The sequence below is a fragment of the Microbispora sp. H10836 genome, assembly GCF_012999525.1.
Classification (GTDB): domain Bacteria; phylum Actinomycetota; class Actinomycetes; order Streptosporangiales; family Streptosporangiaceae; genus Microbispora.
In genome coordinates this window covers 250827-268475 of sequence record NZ_JABBWU010000004.1, presented here as the reverse complement: position 1 = coordinate 268475, position 17649 = coordinate 250827, and the positions used below count along the sequence as shown (strand labels likewise).

19 protein-coding genes are annotated in these 17649 nt (G+C 65.2%); 12 read left to right on the top strand and 7 right to left on the bottom strand.

Annotation, left to right across the window (positions count from 1 at the left end; translation table 11 throughout):
• Nucleotides 1–191: 191 nt before the first annotated feature.
• The 4 genes from HHX30_RS10805 to HHX30_RS10790 form a co-directional block, all read right to left on the bottom strand.
• On the bottom strand, nt 192–3191 hold the full coding sequence (locus HHX30_RS10805; RefSeq protein WP_211591849.1) for a type I restriction endonuclease: 3000 nt from the start codon (nt 3189–3191) through the stop codon (nt 192–194).
• Nucleotides 3188–4201 (bottom strand): restriction endonuclease subunit S, encoded by a 1014-nt coding sequence (locus tag HHX30_RS10800; RefSeq protein ID WP_169981742.1) that lies wholly within the window; start codon nt 4199–4201, stop codon nt 3188–3190. The genes HHX30_RS10805 and HHX30_RS10800 overlap by 4 nt, the downstream gene beginning before the upstream one ends.
• 386 nt (nt 4202–4587) lie before the next feature.
• Nucleotides 4588–6951, bottom strand: coding sequence for a class I SAM-dependent DNA methyltransferase (locus HHX30_RS10795; RefSeq protein WP_169981741.1), 2364 nt, complete (start codon nt 6949–6951; stop codon nt 4588–4590).
• A gap of 531 nt (nt 6952–7482) precedes the next feature.
• Nucleotides 7483–7902, bottom strand: a complete 420-nt coding sequence (locus HHX30_RS10790; RefSeq protein WP_169981740.1) for a winged helix-turn-helix domain-containing protein — start codon at nt 7900–7902, stop codon at nt 7483–7485.
• Between the two features lie 100 nt (nt 7903–8002).
• Between HHX30_RS10790 and HHX30_RS10785 the strand changes: the two genes are divergently transcribed.
• From HHX30_RS10785 to HHX30_RS10775, 3 genes are read left to right on the top strand one after another with little or no spacing between them, the layout of a single operon-like run.
• Nucleotides 8003–8251: a hypothetical protein gene (locus tag HHX30_RS10785; RefSeq protein ID WP_169981739.1), complete on the top strand. Its 249-nt coding sequence runs from the start codon at nt 8003–8005 to the stop codon at nt 8249–8251.
• Nucleotides 8252–8256: 5 nt separating this feature from the next.
• On the top strand, nt 8257–8577 hold the full coding sequence (locus HHX30_RS10780; protein ID WP_169981738.1) for a hypothetical protein: 321 nt from the start codon (nt 8257–8259) through the stop codon (nt 8575–8577).
• Nucleotides 8578–8636: 59 nt separating this feature from the next.
• Nucleotides 8637–8924, top strand: a complete 288-nt coding sequence (locus HHX30_RS10775; RefSeq protein ID WP_311922304.1) for a hypothetical protein — start codon at nt 8637–8639, stop codon at nt 8922–8924.
• 158 nt (nt 8925–9082) lie between these two features.
• Here the strand turns inward: HHX30_RS10775 and HHX30_RS10770 are convergent, their stop codons facing one another.
• The 3 genes from HHX30_RS10770 to HHX30_RS10760 all read right to left on the bottom strand — a co-directional run bounded on the left by HHX30_RS10770 (nt 9083) and on the right by HHX30_RS10760 (nt 11375).
• Nucleotides 9083–9703: a guanylate kinase gene (locus HHX30_RS10770; protein ID WP_169981737.1), complete on the bottom strand. Its 621-nt coding sequence runs from the start codon at nt 9701–9703 to the stop codon at nt 9083–9085.
• Complete coding sequence (locus HHX30_RS10765) at nt 9700–10737, bottom strand: AAA family ATPase (RefSeq protein WP_169981736.1); 1038 nt, start codon at nt 10735–10737, stop codon at nt 9700–9702. Before HHX30_RS10765 ends, HHX30_RS10770 begins: the two co-directional genes overlap by 4 nt.
• 257 nt (nt 10738–10994) lie before the next feature.
• The gene (locus HHX30_RS10760) at nt 10995–11375 is read right to left on the bottom strand and encodes a GntR family transcriptional regulator (protein ID WP_169981735.1); all 381 of its coding nucleotides are present in this window, start codon (nt 11373–11375) and stop codon (nt 10995–10997) included.
• Between the two features lie 137 nt (nt 11376–11512).
• Between HHX30_RS10760 and HHX30_RS10755 the strand changes: the two genes are divergently transcribed.
• The 9 genes from HHX30_RS10755 to HHX30_RS10720 all read left to right on the top strand — a co-directional run bounded on the left by HHX30_RS10755 (nt 11513) and on the right by HHX30_RS10720 (nt 17574).
• Nucleotides 11513–11857, top strand: coding sequence for a hypothetical protein (locus tag HHX30_RS10755; RefSeq protein WP_169981734.1), 345 nt, complete (start codon nt 11513–11515; stop codon nt 11855–11857).
• Entirely contained in the window at nt 11854–13227 is a 1374-nt protein-coding gene (locus HHX30_RS10750; protein WP_169981733.1) for an FtsK/SpoIIIE domain-containing protein, read from the top strand. The genes HHX30_RS10755 and HHX30_RS10750 overlap by 4 nt, the downstream gene beginning before the upstream one ends.
• Nucleotides 13228–13271: 44 nt before the next feature.
• Nucleotides 13272–13952, top strand: a complete 681-nt coding sequence (locus HHX30_RS10745) for a DUF2637 domain-containing protein (protein WP_169981873.1) — start codon at nt 13272–13274, stop codon at nt 13950–13952.
• 11 nt (nt 13953–13963) lie between these two features.
• A complete protein-coding gene (locus HHX30_RS10740; protein WP_169981732.1) occupies nt 13964–14323 on the top strand; it encodes a hypothetical protein in 360 nt (119 codons plus the stop codon).
• Between the two features lie 19 nt (nt 14324–14342).
• Nucleotides 14343–14519: a hypothetical protein gene (locus HHX30_RS10735; RefSeq protein ID WP_169981731.1), complete on the top strand. Its 177-nt coding sequence runs from the start codon at nt 14343–14345 to the stop codon at nt 14517–14519.
• Entirely contained in the window at nt 14516–14650 is a 135-nt protein-coding gene (locus tag HHX30_RS42600; protein ID WP_283246733.1) for a hypothetical protein, read from the top strand. The genes HHX30_RS10735 and HHX30_RS42600 overlap by 4 nt, the downstream gene beginning before the upstream one ends.
• Nucleotides 14651–14751: 101 nt before the next feature.
• A complete protein-coding gene (locus HHX30_RS10730; RefSeq protein ID WP_169981730.1) occupies nt 14752–16134 on the top strand; it encodes a replication initiator in 1383 nt (460 codons plus the stop codon).
• Nucleotides 16127–16303: a helix-turn-helix domain-containing protein gene (locus HHX30_RS10725; RefSeq protein ID WP_139577440.1), complete on the top strand. Its 177-nt coding sequence runs from the start codon at nt 16127–16129 to the stop codon at nt 16301–16303. The genes HHX30_RS10730 and HHX30_RS10725 overlap by 8 nt, the downstream gene beginning before the upstream one ends.
• Nucleotides 16303–17574, top strand: a complete 1272-nt coding sequence (locus HHX30_RS10720) for a tyrosine-type recombinase/integrase (protein ID WP_169981729.1) — start codon at nt 16303–16305, stop codon at nt 17572–17574. The genes HHX30_RS10725 and HHX30_RS10720 overlap by 1 nt, the downstream gene beginning before the upstream one ends.
• The last annotated feature ends 75 nt before the right edge of the window (nt 17575–17649 follow it).

Genomic DNA, 17649 nt, shown 5'->3' with positions numbered 1-17649 from the left:
CATATGCTGTGGGTCACCGAGAAGACAGTCAAGGTGGCAATCGCCGCAAAACCCAGATTGCCAGGGGAATAGGAATAATAAGGAGCTCAAACCACCTGCAGTCCCGTCGATCCTAGCCCGACGCAGGCCCGTCCAAGTGCAGTGATAGGTCTAGACTTCGGCGAGGGCTAATCGCTTCATCGCAAGCGCAGTCAATCGCCAGCACCTTCGATATCCCTGGCTGTCGGGTCGTAAGTTTCCCGAAAAATCATTTCTGTCAGCCACCTCTTGAACGCGGGGTTGCCGGCGAAATGACTGTAAAGCTCCGTGTCGGACTTGAGGAACGCCATGATTGCCCGCTGCACGGCGGCATCGCTCTCGACGCGTGCGTTCTGCTCATCGTTGTATCGCTGGGCGTTGACGTACTGTTTGTCCTCGCGAACCTTCGCGGGTATCTCCACAGCGATCAGATGGCGTATCCGGTCTTTGTCTGTCCAGGGGATGTTGCCGAAGTGCTGGTTGAAGTCCTGAAGGATGATCGAGGCCGGCTTCAGCTCGGGCTCGGGCCGATGTCCGGCGCCCATAGGACCGCCACCCGTCAGTTCCGCATCCTCGTTGCCTAGGGTGATGCTGATCGCTGCCTGCTGCTCGGCCCGGTAACTGTCCAGGTCTACCGTCTCCAAGATGCCCCTGGACAGGTCCTCCTCAATCGGTGCAGGCAGTTTGGGGATCAGGAACGTCAGCAAGATCGACAGCTTCAGCCACTCGGGGTTACGGTAGGGGAGTATGCCCGCCAGATAGTCATATGTGCGGACGAACGCCTTGGCCGTGCTCTTGAACTCAACCTGCTGGTCCTCACTGTTGAGCTCCTGGTAGGTGACGACGAGCTGGTCGAGGAGTGCTTCTAGGCGCGAGCGGGGCTCCTTGGCTAGGAACATCTCAACGAAGTGGTCGATGTCTTCGCGACCGTAAACCCCCGCGCCATCGAGAACCGCTCGCAGATCGTGAAGCTTGTTGGGATCGACCGCTTCCGCTAGCACAGTGGTGCGGTACCACCGCATAAACGACTTCTGGATGCCCTCGGCCTTGTTGTAGAAGTCTAGGACGGCCACGTCGTGCTTGTCGGGGTGGGCACGGTTCAGCCGGGACAGAGTCTGCACAGCCCGTACGCCGGACAGCGGCTTATCAACGTACATGGTGTGCAGGAGCGGTTCGTCGTAACCCGTCTGGAACTTGTCTGCGCAGACAAGGATGCGGTAAGGGTCCTCGCGGAAGGTCTTCTCGATGGCGCTACTCGGAAAACCATTCAGGCTCGCCTCGGTAACGTTCTTGCCACCATGTTCGTGCTCGCCCGAGAAGGCAACGATGGCCCGATAAGGACTGCCCAGCTTTTTCAGATAGGCGTTGATGGCGAAGTAGTAGTCCAGCGCTCGCGAGATGCCGTCGGCCACCACCATGGCACGCGCTTTACCGCCGATCTTCCGAGGCCGGATTACCTGCTCCAGCAGGTGGTCGACCATAATCGACGCTTTGGTTTGGATCGCGTGCTCGTTGCCCTCGACATAACGGCGCAACTTCTTCACGGCTTTCTTGGCGTCGAACTCGGGGTCGTCCTCAACCGACTTGACAAGCTTGTAGTAGCTCTCCACCGTCGTGTAACTCTTCAGGACGTCCAGGATGAAACCCTCTTCGATCGCCTGCTTCATCGTGTAGATGTGGAAGGGATAATCGCGTCCATCCGTGCCGCGGCGGCCGAAGTAACCGAGCGTCCGCTCCTTGGGCGTGGCCGTGAAGGCGTAGTAACTGGCGTTGTTGAGCAACTTCTGGCTGTCGATGATCTTGTTGATCTTGTCTTCGGTCGTCTCCTCTTCCTCGACATCTTCCGGAGCGGTACCAAGCGCGCTGCTCATGGCGTGAGTCGTCTTACCGCCCTGCCCGGAGTGCGCTTCGTCGATGATGATGGCGAACCGCCGGTCCCGGTGCGCGTTGCCGATGTCCTGAAGTATCACCGGGAACTTCTGAACGGTGGAGATGACGATCTTCGTACCATTGGCGAGGGCCTCGCGCAGGTCCTTCGACTTGTCGGCGTGCTTCACGAGTGATCGGAGCTGCGTGAACTGCTTGACCGTACGCTCGATCTGCGTGTCCAAGTTGATGCGGTCAGTGACTACGATAACCGCGTCGAAAACGGGCGAGTCGTCGCCGCCGAGACCGACCAGTTGGTGCGCCAGCCAGGCAATGGAGTTGGACTTGCCGCTGCCGGCCGAGTGCTGAATCAGATAGCGCTGGCCGGCGCCGTTCTCCTCACTGTCCTTGAGAAGCTTACGGACGACGTCGAGTTGGTGGTATCGAGGGAAGATCTGCCACCGCTTCGTCTTTTTGGTCTTAGGGTCCTTCTCCACCAGCCGGGCGGCGTAGTGCTCGATGATGTCTGCAAGGCTGCTTGGCGATAGAACCTCCTGCCAGAGGTACGCCGTCCTGTAGCCGTGAGGGTTGGGTGGGTTGCCGCCGCCGCCGTCCCACCCCTTGTCGAAGGGAAGGAACCAGGACCTCTTGCCGGCCAGCCGGGTGCAGAACCGCACCGAGTGCTCATCCACCGCGAAGTGCGCGAGACAGCGGCCGTCGGCAAAGAGCAGCTCACGTGAGTCGCGTGTGTTCTTGTACTGCTCAACCGCGTCCTCTACCGTCTGCTTGGTCTGGCGGTTCTTCAGCTCGAACGTCGCGAGCGGCAAACCGTTGACGAAGATGGCCAGATCCAGGGCTAACTGCGTGTCGTCCTGGCTGTAGCGCAGCTGTCGAGTCACACTCCAGCGGTTGGCACGGTAACGCCGCTCGGCTACAGCGTTGCCCGGCGAGGGCGTCGCCCCGTAGAAGACGACCTCGTATGCGCCCGTGCTGGTGGAGTGGTTCATCCCCTTCCGCAGAAGGTCCACGACACCGTGCTGAGTGATATAGCCCTGCACGCGGTTGAGGAACTGCGCGCGCGTGTCGGACTGGGGATTGTCAAGCTCGAACGCCGCGGCGGCCTCCGGCTGGGTCTCCTCTAGGAACGCCCGAAGTTGCTCAACGTCCATAGCGCGGCCGCGGTCATACGACTTAACGGATCCCTCAATCCACCCACCCGACGGCGAGGTCATGTCCGCGACGATGTCGCGTTCGAGGGCTCCCTCGCTCATATCCGTACCGCCGTATAAACCCGCTGTGCCGCTCACATCGACTCCTCGGTCAGGTCATCGCAGTCCAGGTCACCGTCTAGCCCTTCCTCGTCGGCGTCGTACGCCGCCGGGCCAGGGCCGTGCGGGTCCACGTCGGGCAGTGCCACTGCGGCGGCACGGACATCGAGCTTCCCGGTGACCACATCGGCGATCAAGCGGTTCTGGTATTCGCGAAGGAGGGAGATTTCACGCTCAGTTTTCTCGATCAGTCGTGTCGCCACCCCTGTCAAATCATCAATACGGCGGGAAATTTCCACTTGCTCCTCCAAAGGAGGAAAAGAAACGAGGATCTGCGGTAGTTTACTCGCCTTGATTCCTGGGGCTGTCGATCCCGTCGCACGCTGCGCCAATTGCTGTTGCACGCACGAAGAGGCAAAGGCATGGAGGATGAATCGAGGGTCAACCGCAGTCGGCTCGAACCGAAATCTCATAACCCTCTGGGCAAAAGCGACATTTTCTCGATCAGCCAGTGCGAAATTACCGAGAGGTGCTTCAGTGGTAAATAGTAGGTCACCAACGCGCGGAAGGCCGCGTCGCATGATCGTTGCGTACTTCTTGGGGTCGACATATTCTCGCGAGGCATCGTAGTCGATATATCCTCTGCGGATGTTCTTTGCGGTAACCAGCGTTATTCCCGATGTCGTCTTCTCGGGAGTTGCTCCACGGTAGTCAGCTCGTTCGATGACACGCCTTAAGAATGGCTCTGTCTTCCACCCCTTAGGAAGTTCTGATTGCGTGAGGTTCACAATATCTATCCCGAGTCCTCCGGTGACCTCAAAGTCCACCACTGCTTGCTTATGCTCTTTCAGCAAGGCCATCATTCGTTGCTTGGCCCGGATGGCTGTTCCCACTTCTCGCTCAACGTGCCGTACGTACTTGGCGATGGCCTGCTGCTCATCGAGAGGCGGAACCGGCAAGACCTGCAAGCCAAACTGACTGAACCGGAAGTCCGTAGACCGCTCGCGGATCCCCGTGGCCAGGGCCGCGATCCACCCAGATAGCGCCATGTGTCTGATGAGTAGGGCATAGTACTCGGCGTTCGCTCCGGGGCGAGGCTGACAGACAGTGTAGGCAGGGGTGCATTTCCCATCGGAGTCGGACACGCCCACCGCACCCGCAAACGCGTCCATGGCATGAATAACCAGGTCACCTTTGCGGACCCCTTGGTATCCAATCTCCTTGACGGATTCCGTGAATCCAGTCGTACGTCGGTTTTTTCGCAGCGTGACGGTTCCGTCGCGAAAGCATGTTACGACCTCGTCGCTGCGTCTGACTGGCCGCGACATAAGGGTGAACAGATTCTTCCCGCGAGATATATTCCAATGCGCTGGGATGCACCCGATCCACGGTTGCATGAAGTCCGAGGAGTGTAGGTACTCACGCAGCTTAACTTTCACTCGGAATCTCCCTCAAACAGATTACCGAGCAGCCCTTCGGTTTCCTTCTCCAGAGCCATGATGTCGGCCCGGATCTCTTCCAGGCTGCGCAGCACGGGGGGCTTGTAGAAGTGGCGAGTGAAGCTAATCTCGTACCCCTTCTTGGTCGCGGTTTCTTTGATCCACGCGTCTTTCACGTACGGCAGGACCTCGCGTTGGAAGAACGCCTCGATGCCACCGGGCTCCAGCAACGGCACCCGTTCCGTGTCGCGCAATTCACTGTCGGGCTCGTATTCGACGACAAGCGTCTGGGGTTTTGCCAACGTTGTTTCCTCGATCTCGTACAGGCCGTACAGAGGGCGCGCGACAGCGCCGGCCTTGTACCGCTTGAGGATTACCGGCTTCGCGGTCTCGTCGCGCCAGCTCATGCAGCGCAGCATCACCTCGCGGTCGGCCGGACTCAGCTTGAGGCCGAGGCGGCCCATTACCAGACCGGCCTGACGCTGGAACTCGTTGTAGTCGTTGAAGACCTGCTCGCCCATGTCATCGAGCAGCGCCGCACCGACCTTGACCAATTGCCCGTCCCGCTCCCAGGTCTGCGCCTTCAGCAGCTTCTTACGCGCCGCCTCTTTAAGCACAGGCACGTCGGGGTCCGCCCCGTCCTCGTCGGAACCGGCCGCGTGCGCCCACGATTCCAGTTGCTCGCGCACCTGCTTGACCACGCCCGCGAAGTCCGTGAACAGATCGTCACCGAACTTCTCGTACAGCAGCTCTCGCGCCTCCGCCTCTCCCGATACGAAGCGCAAGGCGTCCACACGCGCCTTGGTGAACTGGCTGCGGAGGCGCAAGGGGCGCTCCACCGTGATCTTCCAATAGCCGAACTTCTCGTTCGGGAAGATCTTGGATTGTCCCGTTTCAGCGAAGTCCATGAACGCCTGAGTAACGCGCCCGACGTCGACCGCGGACAACTCGCAGTTCTTGCTCCCCAGGTTCTTGCGCAGCGGAGTGGACCAGCCGGTGGCGTCGATCAGCTGCACCTTGCCCTTACGGGCCTCAGACTTCCGGTTGGTGATCACCCAGATATAGGTGGCGATACCGGTGTTGTAAAACATGTTCAGCGGCAACGCGACGATCGCCTCAAGCCAGTCGTTCTCAACGATCCAGCGCCGGATGTCACTCTCGCCGCTCCCGGCGTCCCCAGTGAAGAGGGACGAGCCGTTGTGAATCTCAGCGATCCGGCTGCCCAGCGGCGACTCGGACTTCATCTTAGAGACCATGTTCGCCAGGAACATCATCTGGCCATCGCTTGAGCTGGTGGCGAGCGAGGACGGCTTCGTCTCGCCATCGAAGGTGACGATGAACCGGGGGTCAGAAATATTCGCTTTCCCACCCAGCCGCTCCAGGTCGGCCTTCCAGCTCTTGCCGTACGGAGGGTTGGCGAGCATGAAGTCGAACTGCTGACGGGGGAAGGCGTCGTTGGAGAGCGTGGACCATTCGGGACCGCCCTTGATGTTGTCGGCGGCGTCGCCATCACCCTTCAGCAACATGTCAGCCTTGCAGATGGCGTACGTCTCAGAATTGATCTCCTGGCCGTACAGGCGGGTGACGATGTCCTTCGCACCGTGCTCGGCGGCGAGGCTACGCAGGGTTTCCTCAGCGACGGTGAGCATGCCGCCGGTACCGCACGCGCCGTCGTAGAGCAGGTATGTCCCCCCCTTGATCTTTCCCGCGATAGGCAGGAACATCAGCCGGGTCATGAGCTTGACCACGTCACGCGGGGTCCAGTGCTCGCCAGCCTCCTCGTTATTCTCCTCGTTGAACCGACGCACCAGATTCTCGAAGATCGTACCCATGGCATGGTTGTCGAGACCCGGCAGGCGGACCCGCCCATACGCGTCGAGCACTGGCTCGGGGGAAAGGTTGATCTCCGGCGACAACAGCTTGTTAATCAGCATGCCGAGGGTGTCGTTACGGGTTAGCTTGGGGATCTGGTTACGGAACTCGAAGTTATCGAGGATCTCCTTGACGTTCGGCGAGAAGCCGTCCAGGTATGCCTCGAAGTCGCTGCGGAGCTGCTGGGCCGTAGTTCGCTTGGACAGTTTCTGCAGGGTGAAGGGCGACGTGTTATAGAACGCCTCCCCTGCGGCCTCTCGCAGCGGGAAATCCAACTGCTCAGGGTCGACCAGGCCCAGGCTCCTGAGCTCCTCGTGGGTCCGCAGGACGGCGTCCTTGGTCTTCTCCAGGACGGCGTCGAAGCGCCTGAGGACGAGCATGGGAAGTATCACGTCGCGATACTTGCCTCGGACGTACACATCGCGTAGGACGTCGTCCGCGATCCCCCAGATGAAGCTCTCGATCCGGCTCTGCTGCGCGCTGTACACCCTGCGACCGTCTCTTCCCAGACCGCACCGGTCCTGTTCGGGCCGGCACCCTAATGCATGCTCCTAAAGACATTGCAAAGGGTAGTCGAGGGAACGAACTTAGGCAGGGCACCTGCACCTATGGCTCGGAGTCGCGTCGAGTCATCTGCACGTAGCTTCACTGAGGGTCAATCGAAGGGTTGGGCCATCCGATGGCAAGCGGACCCGGAGCGCAGGGCCGCCAGGCCTGAGCACCGGAAGCCGCGCGGCAGCCGATCGCCCCGACCATGGGCTGGCGAGAACCGAAGTGAGCGATCGTCAGGCCTTAACCGGCGTACTCGTGCGCGCAGGGCGGCGCCGGCCGGGACCGGCCGAAGAGCCGCAGCCCGGCCGGCTGGCCGACCGGCGCGCGACGCGGGCCGCCGTAGGCGGGCCGCTTTAACGACGTAGAGAAAGTTCTCATCGAGCACGACCCGGGTCGCGTGGCCTGGCGAGACTGCTCCTACTTCGCCATGGGCGTCAGGAGGGCTGAGGCACGCCGCGCTTCACCGGCTAGCCCTGCTGTTCCTTGCCCGCTTCGATGACGGTCCGGTCTGCGGGAAGCTTGCGGACCTCGCCGTCCGGCTCGGTGATGACCAAAATGGGGACGCCTTCGGCGACGCCGAGTTGCCGGCGCTCGGGTTCGGTGGGCATACGGGCGGTCACCTGGGCGCCGGGCGTGATGGAGACGGTTACCGCCTCTCCCTGTTCCCGAACGCGTGAGCCTCGCAGCTCGGTCACGATCAGTCCCTCTCCCCTCAGTACGGCGATGGCGCGGCGTACCGAGTCGCGGGAGATGCCGTACTCAGCGACGTAATCGCTCTCGGCGGGGAGCCGCTGTCCGGGGCGGTACTCCCCCGCCTCGATGCGCGCCCGGATCAGGTCCGCAAGTTGCTTGTAGACCGGGCGGTCAGCGCTGGGATCGATCGTCATAGCGCCGAAGCTACGTAGCAGCATAGGCGCATTCCATTGCACGTATGTACGTACATAGCTACTGTGACTAAGGAATGGTTCCCTCTTGATCGGGTGGCTCATGATGGTGCAGGACCTTGCAGCGCAGTTTCCGGACTGGGTGATCTGGCGCGGAGCTAGCGAGACCGGCCCTCAAGGCTGGTACGCGACACGGCGCGCGGTGTCGTTGAGCGCCGAGCAGTTCAACGCGGGCCTGGCGCAGACCGTGTGGAGCGACGACGCACCTTCCTTGGCGCTTGAGCTGGAAAGGCAGAACGAGATCGCCTCACGCCTCGCGGGCGCCGCAAGCAGCCAGGACGGTGAAGCTTGAGCCTGGTGGCGACTCCCACACGCTCTCCCGCTCTGGTGGTGGCCGAGCAACTAAGGGGCGAGCTGGAACGCCTTGGTGTCGTCGCCGACGTTCACGAGGGTGACGGCGTCGCACTGCTGTCGGTGTGGCTTCACCTCGTGGTGTGGTGTGAGCGGGGGCCGGAGGGCTGGCGCTACCGCTGGTGGACCGGCCGGGTCTCGCAGCGTTCGGGCCGGTGGATCTACACCGGCTGCCGGGCGCTTGCGGTCAAGACGGCGGCCCAGCGGATCGCCTCGCGCTATGCCGAGCTTCGCCGTGATCCTTCGTCCTCCTCGCTGCCGTGGTGATGCCGGTGGCCAAGAAGACTCCCCCGCCCGCGAATCGCCGTCCGCGGAAACCGTCTGATGTGCTTGAGCTGATCGCGGCCTGCGTAGGGATTCATCCAGCCGCCGAACAGCGCGAGTGTGAGGAGATCGAGTGGTTGGAGAGCCTGCCTCGGGCGGCTTCCGTCCGCGTCCGCCGGCACACCTGCGACTGTCAGCCTGTGGTCTATGAGCTGTGCCAGGCGGGCGGCTTGATGTTCGTGCGGCGCTACGACCGCTCGGACGGGGTGCTCACCGAGGAGAGCGAGTGGGTCCGTCCCCCTGCCGCCGAGCACCTGTGGACGAGGATTCTGCTTGGTCAGGCGCGATGACGACGCATGCCGCCGGGGCTCGCCGTCCCGCCAGCGCCGCGAAGAGGGTACGGAGCTGGCGGGATGCGCCCACGTCGATGTCTGCTGGACCTCGACCGGTGATGACCCTCCAGGCGGCGCGCAGTGCTGCGGATGCGGCACCTGGTGGCGTGCCGATCTCATCCCTCCCGGCGTACGGCCACGTTGTCCGGCTGACGGGGTGCTGGGCTGACGGCCTTGGTCAGCGCGAGGAACGCCTGAGTGATCTCGCGTGCGGCCGTCCCAACGTCCAGGCGGTCGGTGTCGATGCGGAGGTGGAAGAAGCCGTCGTCGGTGTTGGCGGTGATGTCGGCGAGGGTCTCGTCCCAGGCTTTGAGCCGTTGGACGGTGTCGGCGTCTCCGCGGCCTTCCGAACGCTGCCCAGTGACCTCACGGGGAACCCACATCAGCACGCGCAGCCACGCGTTCGGCCTGCCGCCGATGAGGCGGCGTAGGTCGGCGATGTTGCCCATGTGCGCGACCGGTACCTGTCCGGCGGCGGTCATGTCTTCGATGTGCCGGCGGTCGACGGCGTACACGTTGCCGTACCGGTGGGTCTCCAGCAGCAACCGGCCCGCGCGGCGCAGCTCGTCGAGCCACTCGGCGGTGACGAACTCGTAGCCGTCCGCGCGGCCGGTGCCGACTTTGAGCTTGGGCAGCAGGCGAAACCGCGGGTCGTGCCGGTGCATGGCGGCGGTGATGGTGCTCTTGCCACTGGCGGGCGGGCCGTACAGGACGACCCCCACGGGCGGCGCGGTCACGTCAGGATCCGCTTGAGCGACTCGCGCGTTTGGTCGGCGAGGGTGATCGCCGAACCCAACCGGTTGTCGACCGTGATGTGCGCCGTGGGCGGACTGGCGTCGGTCTTGAGGCCGGAGACGTACTCGTCCCAGTTGGTGAGCTTCCAGGCGTCGCGGGCGGCTGCGCGAAACTCGATGTACTCGCGCATCGACTCGGGATCACAGCGGACCCAGATCGCGGCCACATCGATGCCCTTGGCGGCGCACCGGTTCTCCAGGCGCTTGAACCATGCCTCGTCGTTGAGCTCGCTAATGAACGGCGCGGACAGGATGGCGGAGGTGCCGACGTGCAGGTTGTCCCACGCGGTCTCCATCAGGCACCGGTACTCCGCCGGACGGACCTCGGACAGGTACAGCTCGCTATGCCGGTCGTTGGGGTCGGCGCCGAGCGAGACGAGGAGACGTTCGGTCATCCATCGGGTGATGGAGTCCTTGTCCAGGAACGCCCAGCCGGTGATGTCGGACAGGAAGCGGGAGAACTCGGTCTTGCCGGATCCGGCGTAGCCGCCGACGAGGGCCAGGATCGGCTTGGGGCTGCCGCCGCCGTGGCGTCGGCGCCAGGCGTCGACGATGCGGTTGCGCAGGGCGGTCTGCTGGTGGTTGTCGGACTGGATGCCGTCGACGGAGACTTTGGCCAATGTCTCCTCGATCACCTGGGCGGCGGCGTTGTCGGCTGCGGGGTCGGTGGGAGCGGGCAAATCGGAAATCATAATTTCCGCTTTCTCCGTTTCGCCGGGAAGGGGCGGCCGAAATCCTAGGTCGGGCTCGGTGGCCCGGTACATGAGGCAGTAGGCACGGCGGTAATGCGGGCCGGGGTAAATGGAGCCGTGCTCGTGGCCCCATAGCGTTTGGAAGTTGGCCGCGGGCACCGCCAGGCCGTGCCGGCGGGCGGTCTCTCGGAGCCGGTCGCCTGCGGCCTCCAGGGTAAGGCCGTGGGCTTCACGGTGTTCCCGCAGACGGGAGGGGGTCCAGCCGGGCCGCTGGGTCGCCTTCATTGCATCCCTTCACGTTCACACTCTCGGGTGGGTCGTGCGGTGGTGCATGTGAAAACGTACGTGTAGACCGCTGATGAGACGGCGTGAAGAAGCTTAGTTAAGGGTGCGTGATACAGAAAAGCCCGTGATCACGGTGAACTAGCGGCATCCCGAAACCGGGAAACATCGACCGCAGGGAGTCAGCGTGAACATGAGCGACGAGACCACCCGGCGCATCATCGCCGACCTACGGTCGCTGCGCGCCGAACTGGAAGAGATCACTTGCCGGGTTCATCAGATCGCTTTTGCCCTGGAAAGACAGCGGACTCAAGATCGGCAATCCGATCCCCCAGGTCCCGCAGGGCCGCGCGCATCTCGGCGAGCTGCTCCATGATCTCCGAGCCGCCGGGCACCTCGGCGGGGCCGGCGCTCTCCTGCTCGCGGACGAACACGCCCTTGCCCTGCTGACCGACGATCAGCCCTTCGGTACGAAGGACGCTGATCGCGGCTTTGACGACGCTGGATGAGACGCCGTAGCGCTCGCAGAGCTGGTTGATCGAGGGCAGGACCGTACCCGGCGGCAGTGATCCTCTGCGGATCTGCCCGCGTAGTTCGTCGGCGATCTGCATATAGGCAGGCCGACCGGTCTTCTCGATCATCCCGGCCCTCTCTCTTTGCCTCCAGTTCACCACATCCCGGCCATCAGGCCAACCAAGTACTCCAAGCAGTCCTTGACAACTTGGCATACTAAGAACACCATGAGTTCCAAGAGAACTCGTCTCGGAAGGAACAGAACATGCGCACCATCCCCATCCCTGTCGACGTGTCGAAGCTGCACATCACCTGCGCCAAGGCCGCCCGTCCTCGTCTGGTCAGCAAGGAGACCGGCGAGATCAAGCGGGACCGGGACGGCAACACCATGTACGAGGTCACGCTGTTGATCGAGGACGACAACGGCCGCATGGAGCTGGTCAAGGTCAGCACCACGCCCGAACCGCCCATCGCCCCCGGGGAGGAGGTGGTCCCGGTCGGCCTGGTCGGCTACGTCTGGGAGCAGGCGGGCCGGTGGGGCATCTCCTACCGGGCGCAGTCGTTCCTCTCCGCGACGGCCGCCGCGTACGGGGCGGGGGTCGAGCGATGATCCACCTGCCCCGCCCGGTGCTGCTCGCCGTCGCCGCCCTGGTCGTCCTCGTCCTGTGGCGGCGGTGGGCGCCGGTCTCGTACTGGTACCTGTTCGTCTTCCCGCGCAAGGCGGTGTGGCTGCGCTGGTCGTGGCGGCACGTGGCCTCCGGCTGCGGGCTGACCAAAAAGCGTCAGCGGTGGTGGTTCACCACCGTTCCGGGCCTGGTGGCCTCGACAGGGGTCGTACGGGTCAAGCGGCGCTTCCAGCGGGTCGCCGTCGACACCAAGCCGTGGATGGGCCTGCCCCGCCCGGTCCGGCACGGCTTCCGCATCACCTTCCACCTGCTGGACGGGCAGATCCCCGACGACTACGCCAAGGTGTGCGATCGGCTCGCGCACGCCTGGCGCATCGAGGCCGTCCGCGTCGTCGGCTCCCGGCCCGGCCGCGTCACCCTCCAGGGGATCACCCGCGACCCTTTAGCGCACGTCGCCCCCGCCGCACCTCCGCCTGAGCCACGGGAGGGATGGCGGGGAGAGGACCTGCTGCGCCCGGTGGTGGGAGTGCTGGAGACCGGCGCCGCCTGGCGGATGGACTTCCGGCTCATCCCGCACTGGATGAACGCCGGAGCGACGCAGTCGGGCAAGTCCAACCTGATCAACGCGCTCATCGTCGGCCTGGCCCCGCAGCCGGTCGCCCTGGTCGGCTTCGACCTCAAGGGCGGGGTCGAGCTGTCGCCCTACGCGCCGCGGCTGACCGCGCTCGCAACCACCCGGGCCGAATGCCTCGACCTGCTGGCGGACCTGATCGCGGTCATGGGCGCCCGGATGCTGGCATGCCGCCGGCTCGGGGTGCGCGACATCTGGCAACTGCCGGACAGCGTGCGGCCCATCCCGGTCGTGGTCCTGGTCGACGAGCTGGCAGAGCTGTTCCTGACCGCAGACAAAGCGGAAAAGGACCAGGTCACCCGTACGGCTACCGCTCTGCTGCGCATCGCCCAGCTCGGTCGCGCCTTCGGCATCCACCTGGTGCTGTCCGGGCAGCGGATCGGTTCCGACCTCGGCCCCGGCGTAACCGCGCTGCGTGCCCAGATCGGCGGGCGGGTCTGCCATCGGGTCAACGATCCCGAAACCGCGGTGATGACCCTCGGCGACCTCGACCCTGACGCCCTGGTCGCCGCCCGGTCGATCCCGCCGGAGCTGCCCGGCGTCGCGGTGATCACGGGCAGCGATGGCCGCTGGTACCGCGCCCGCTCCGGCTACGTCTCCACCCTTGCGGCTGAGCAGGCCGCCGAGATCTACGCCGCCATCACGCCCTCGTGGGCGCAGGTCGCCGCCTCCGGCCTCGGCCACGAACTCCCCGGCAGCGAAGCCCCGCAGATCGCCGCCTAACCCGACACACCGAGCGAAAGGAGGTGTCCCGCGTGCCTGCGCCCCTGTCCCGCCTGGCCCTACGGCTGGCCGACACCGGCCCCGTCCTGGTCCTGGCCGCCATCGCCGGGGCGGGCAGCTTCACCCACATCCGCGACACCGCCGCCGCCAGCGGCCAAACCGGCTGGATGTCCTGGGCCGTGGCCGTCTGCGTCGACCTCACCTGCGTCATGGCCGCCCGCGAACGCCAGCGGGACAAGAAAACCAGACGGGTACGGCGGGGCTGGATCTCCTGGCCCACCCTCGTCCTCGTCGCCGGCATCGTCCTGTCCCTGGCCGCCAACCTCCACCAGGCCGACCCCACCCTGTGGGGCTGGCTCACCGCCGCCACACCCGCCGGGGCCTTCCTCGTCGCGGTCTCCATGCTGGAACGCCGGGCCTCCGGCACCCGCCTCGACCCGTCCCCGGCTCCGTCCTCGTCCGCCGTTCCGTCGTCCTCGCCGGTCGTCACCTCGTCCTCGGTCCCCGCGCTCGTCCCCTCCGAGCCGGACGGCGCGGACGGCAACCAGGACGGCCCGGGACCGTCCCCGGCATTGGTCGACTACGCCCGCCGCGTGGCCGACGAACACCACGCCAAGCACGGCAAGCCCATCACTCGCGACCTGCTGCGCGCCCGCCTGGGTGTGTCCAACCAGCTCGCCTCCGACTTGCTCCGCAGCCTTCGGAGCACACCGGACGCCCTGTGAGAGGAGACCTCGTGTCTACCGGCAACCACCGCACGGCCACCATCGCCGGCCTCCGCGCCCTGGCCGACTTCCTGGAGGCCAACCCCGCCGTCCCCGTCCCGCGTAGCTCCATCAGCATCACGTACTTCCCGGACCGGGCGGACGACGCTGGGATGCGCGCCGAGATCGACCGCATCGCGGGGCTGCTCGGCGCGGAGATCGATCCGGGTCGCCTGCCCTACAGCCACTACAGGACCGGTCTGGACTTCGGCCCGGTCCGCTACGAGGCGCTCGCCGTCCTCGCCGCCGCGCGCGCCCGGCACGAGGCGGTCACCTCCTATGAGGACTGCATCCTCCCCGACACCACCGTCAACCCGGCCCACGCCGCCTAACGCAAGGGGGTATTCGATCATGCGCATTCGAATCGACGGCACCGATGCCGAGATCGCCTACGCGGTCAACAAGATCCGCACCATTCTCCCGGTCGGCTCCGTCTCGCCGGTCGTCCGGCGTCGCCGCCGGGCCTACACCTGGCGCGTGTTCATCAACACCGCGCCCAAGCGCACCGAAACGAGGTGGATCGCGTGACCACCCCGGACGAGGACGCCCCGGCCGTAGAGATCATCCCGAAGCGCTGGCAGTGCTGCCACTGCGGCGGGGGCGGCGTCGACAGCTACGGCGAGACCTGCCGCCACTGCGAGGGCCTCGGCTTCTGCTGACCCTCGGCGCCCCCGGCGTGACCACACATCCGCCAAGACGTCCGTCACGTCGGGGGCCATCCCACACCGAACCCATCAGCCCGGAAGGGACGCACCCCATCATGCCAACCAAGCACGCCATCGCCGGACTCATCACCCGGCTCCACGACCCCCAATACGCCCGCTGGGCGAGCCAAATCCGCCGGACCGGCGGCTGCCGCCAGCCAATCCACCTGAGCGGCAAGGTCGAGCACTACGACCGCGCCACCGGCCGACTCCTCCACCGCTACAGCACCCACCTCGAACCAGACGGCCTCCTGCGCGTCCCGTGCAAGACCCGCCGCGCCTCCCGCTGCCCCTCCTGCGCCGAGACCTACCGCGCCGACACCTACCACCTCGTCCGCGCGGGCCTCGTCGGCGGCAAGGGCGTCCCACAGACGGTCGCCTCCCACCCGTGCCTGTTCGTCACCCTGACCGCGCCCTCGTTCGGTGAGGTTCACTCCCGGCGGGAGAAGGACGGCCGCGTCCTGCCCTGCCACCCTCGGCGCGACGCCGAGACCTGCCCGCATGGGCGGATCATGTCCTGCACCGCCCGACACGGGGACGACGAAGCAAGCCTTGGCGAGCCGCTGTGCCCCGACTGCTACGACTACACCGGCTCGGTACTGTTCAACGCCACCGCCCCTGAACTGTGGCGCCGCTTCACCCTGGCGCTTCGCCGGCACCTGGCCAAGCTCGCCGGGCTCACGCAAAAGGACCTCGCCGCCCAGCTCGTCGTCTCCTTCGCCAAGGTCGCCGAATACCAGCGGCGCGGCGTGGTCCACCTGCACGCCGTGATCCGCCTCGATGGCCCGGACGGTCCCGCCTCCCCGCCCCCGGCCTGGGCGACCGTCGACATGCTGACCCACGCCGTCCAGCACGCCGCCACCGTGGTCACGGCCAAGGTCCCCGCGTACGACGGCCAACCCTCGCGAATCCTCCGGTGGGGTGCCCAGCTCGACACCCGGCCGATCACCCTGCACGGTGAGCTGACCGAACAGGCGGTTGCCGGCTACATCGCCAAGTACGCCACCAAAGCGGCCGAATGCGTCGGCACCCTGGACCGGCGCATCCAACCCCTCGAAAACCTCGCCGCCCTGCCGATCCGCGAGCACGCCCGGCGGCTCATCGCCGAATGCCTCCGTCTCGGGACCTTCGACGAACTGGCCGACCTCCGGCTGACCCACTGGGCGCACATGCTCGGATTCCGCGGCCACTTCTCCACCAAGTCCCGCCGCTATTCCACCACCCTCGGCGCTCTCCGCGCCGCGCGGGCCGAGCACAGGCGCGACGAGCAGATCAGCACCGGACGACTCCCGCTCTTCGACGAGGACACCGTCCTCGTCATCGCGCACTGGCAGTACGCCGGACAGGGACTCTCCGCTGGTGACGCCGTCCTCGCCGCCGCCATCACTGGCACGCCTCTGCCTCCTGTCTACCCGCGTACGGAGAACTCGGATGGATGACCTCGTGCTCACCGTCGACGAGGCCGCGGAGCGGCTCCGCGTCAGCCGGTGGACCCTCTACACCCTGATCCGCTCCAACCAGCTCAAGACCATCAAGATCGGCCGCCGTCGCCTCGTCCCCGTCGACTCACTGGCCGAATGCGTCGACTACCTGAAGGCGGTGGCGTGATGACCAAGACCAAGCTCGGCGCCCCCGACGAGGAGCCGAAGAGCCGTAAGCCGCGCAAGACGCGGAAGCGCTCCAACGGCGAGGGAACAATCGTCCAGCGTAAGGATGGGCGATACGAGGCCAAGGTCTTCGTCCCGACCACGGCGGGCACGATCAAGCGCGTCAGCGTGTACGGCAAGACTCGCGAGGAGTGCCACGCCAAGTTCGTAGCCCTCAAGTCTCAGGCCGACCAGGGCATCCCCGTTGCTGCAGAGAGTTGGACCGTTGGCGACTACCTGGCCTACTGGCTGGAGCACGTCGTGAGGGTCGAGCGCCGCCCCAAGACGGTGCAGGGGTACGAGGGAGTCATCCGGCGGTACCTCGTGCCGCCCCTCGGCCGGAAGCGTCTCGACAAGCTCAACGCGGCGGAGGTGCGTCAGTTCGTCACGTCGCTCCGTACCGGCTGCCAGTGCTGCCAGCGCGGTTGGGACAAACTTCGGAAGCCGCCGGAGTGCTGCGCCAAGAAGGGCGGCGAGTGCTGCGAATACAAGATCGAGACTCGCATGGTCCAGTTTATTCACGCTGTCCTGCGGAACGCCCTGGAGAACGCGGTCCGGGAAGAAATAATTTCGCGCAACGCGGCGAAGCTCGTGAAGGTGTCACCGCCCAAGTACAAAGTGAACCGCGGCCTTACCGTTCCGCAGGCGAGGGCACTGCTGAAGGCTGCCCAGGGTCACCGTCTCGGCGCGCTCTACGTCCTCGCGGTTTGCCTCGGCCTGCGGCGCGGCGAACTGCTCGGGCTTCGCTGGGAAGACGTCGACCTGGAGACAGGCACGCTCGAAGTCGTGCAGACTCTCCAGCGGGTCGGCGGCCGACTCCAGTTCGTCAAGCCCAAGACGGAGGACTCGGAGCGTACAGTCCCTCTTCCGCCCATCTGCATCGAGGCGCTGAGGGAGCACCGCAAGCGGCAGTTCGCCGAGCGCTCCGACCGCTGGCCGGACTGGGAGGATCACGGTCTCGTCTTCCCATCTCGGCGCGGAACGCCAATGGAGCCCGACAACCTTCGCCGTAGCTGGGGCGAGATCCGCAAGGAGGCCGGCCTCGGCACCGCTCGCCTCCACGACCTCCGCCACACCTGCGTCAGTCTCCTGCTCGACCTCGGAGTACCGCCTCACATCGTCCGGGAGATCGTCGGACACTCCGACATCGAGGTAACAATGACGATCTACGCCCACACCTCCATGGAAGAAAAGAGAAAAGCTCTGGGGAAGCTAGGAGAATCCCTAAAATAAAGAAAGCGCCCCAGGGATCCCGGGGGCGCTTTCCTTTGTGACGCGTTACTGGTCTCGACTCGCACCATGTTATTC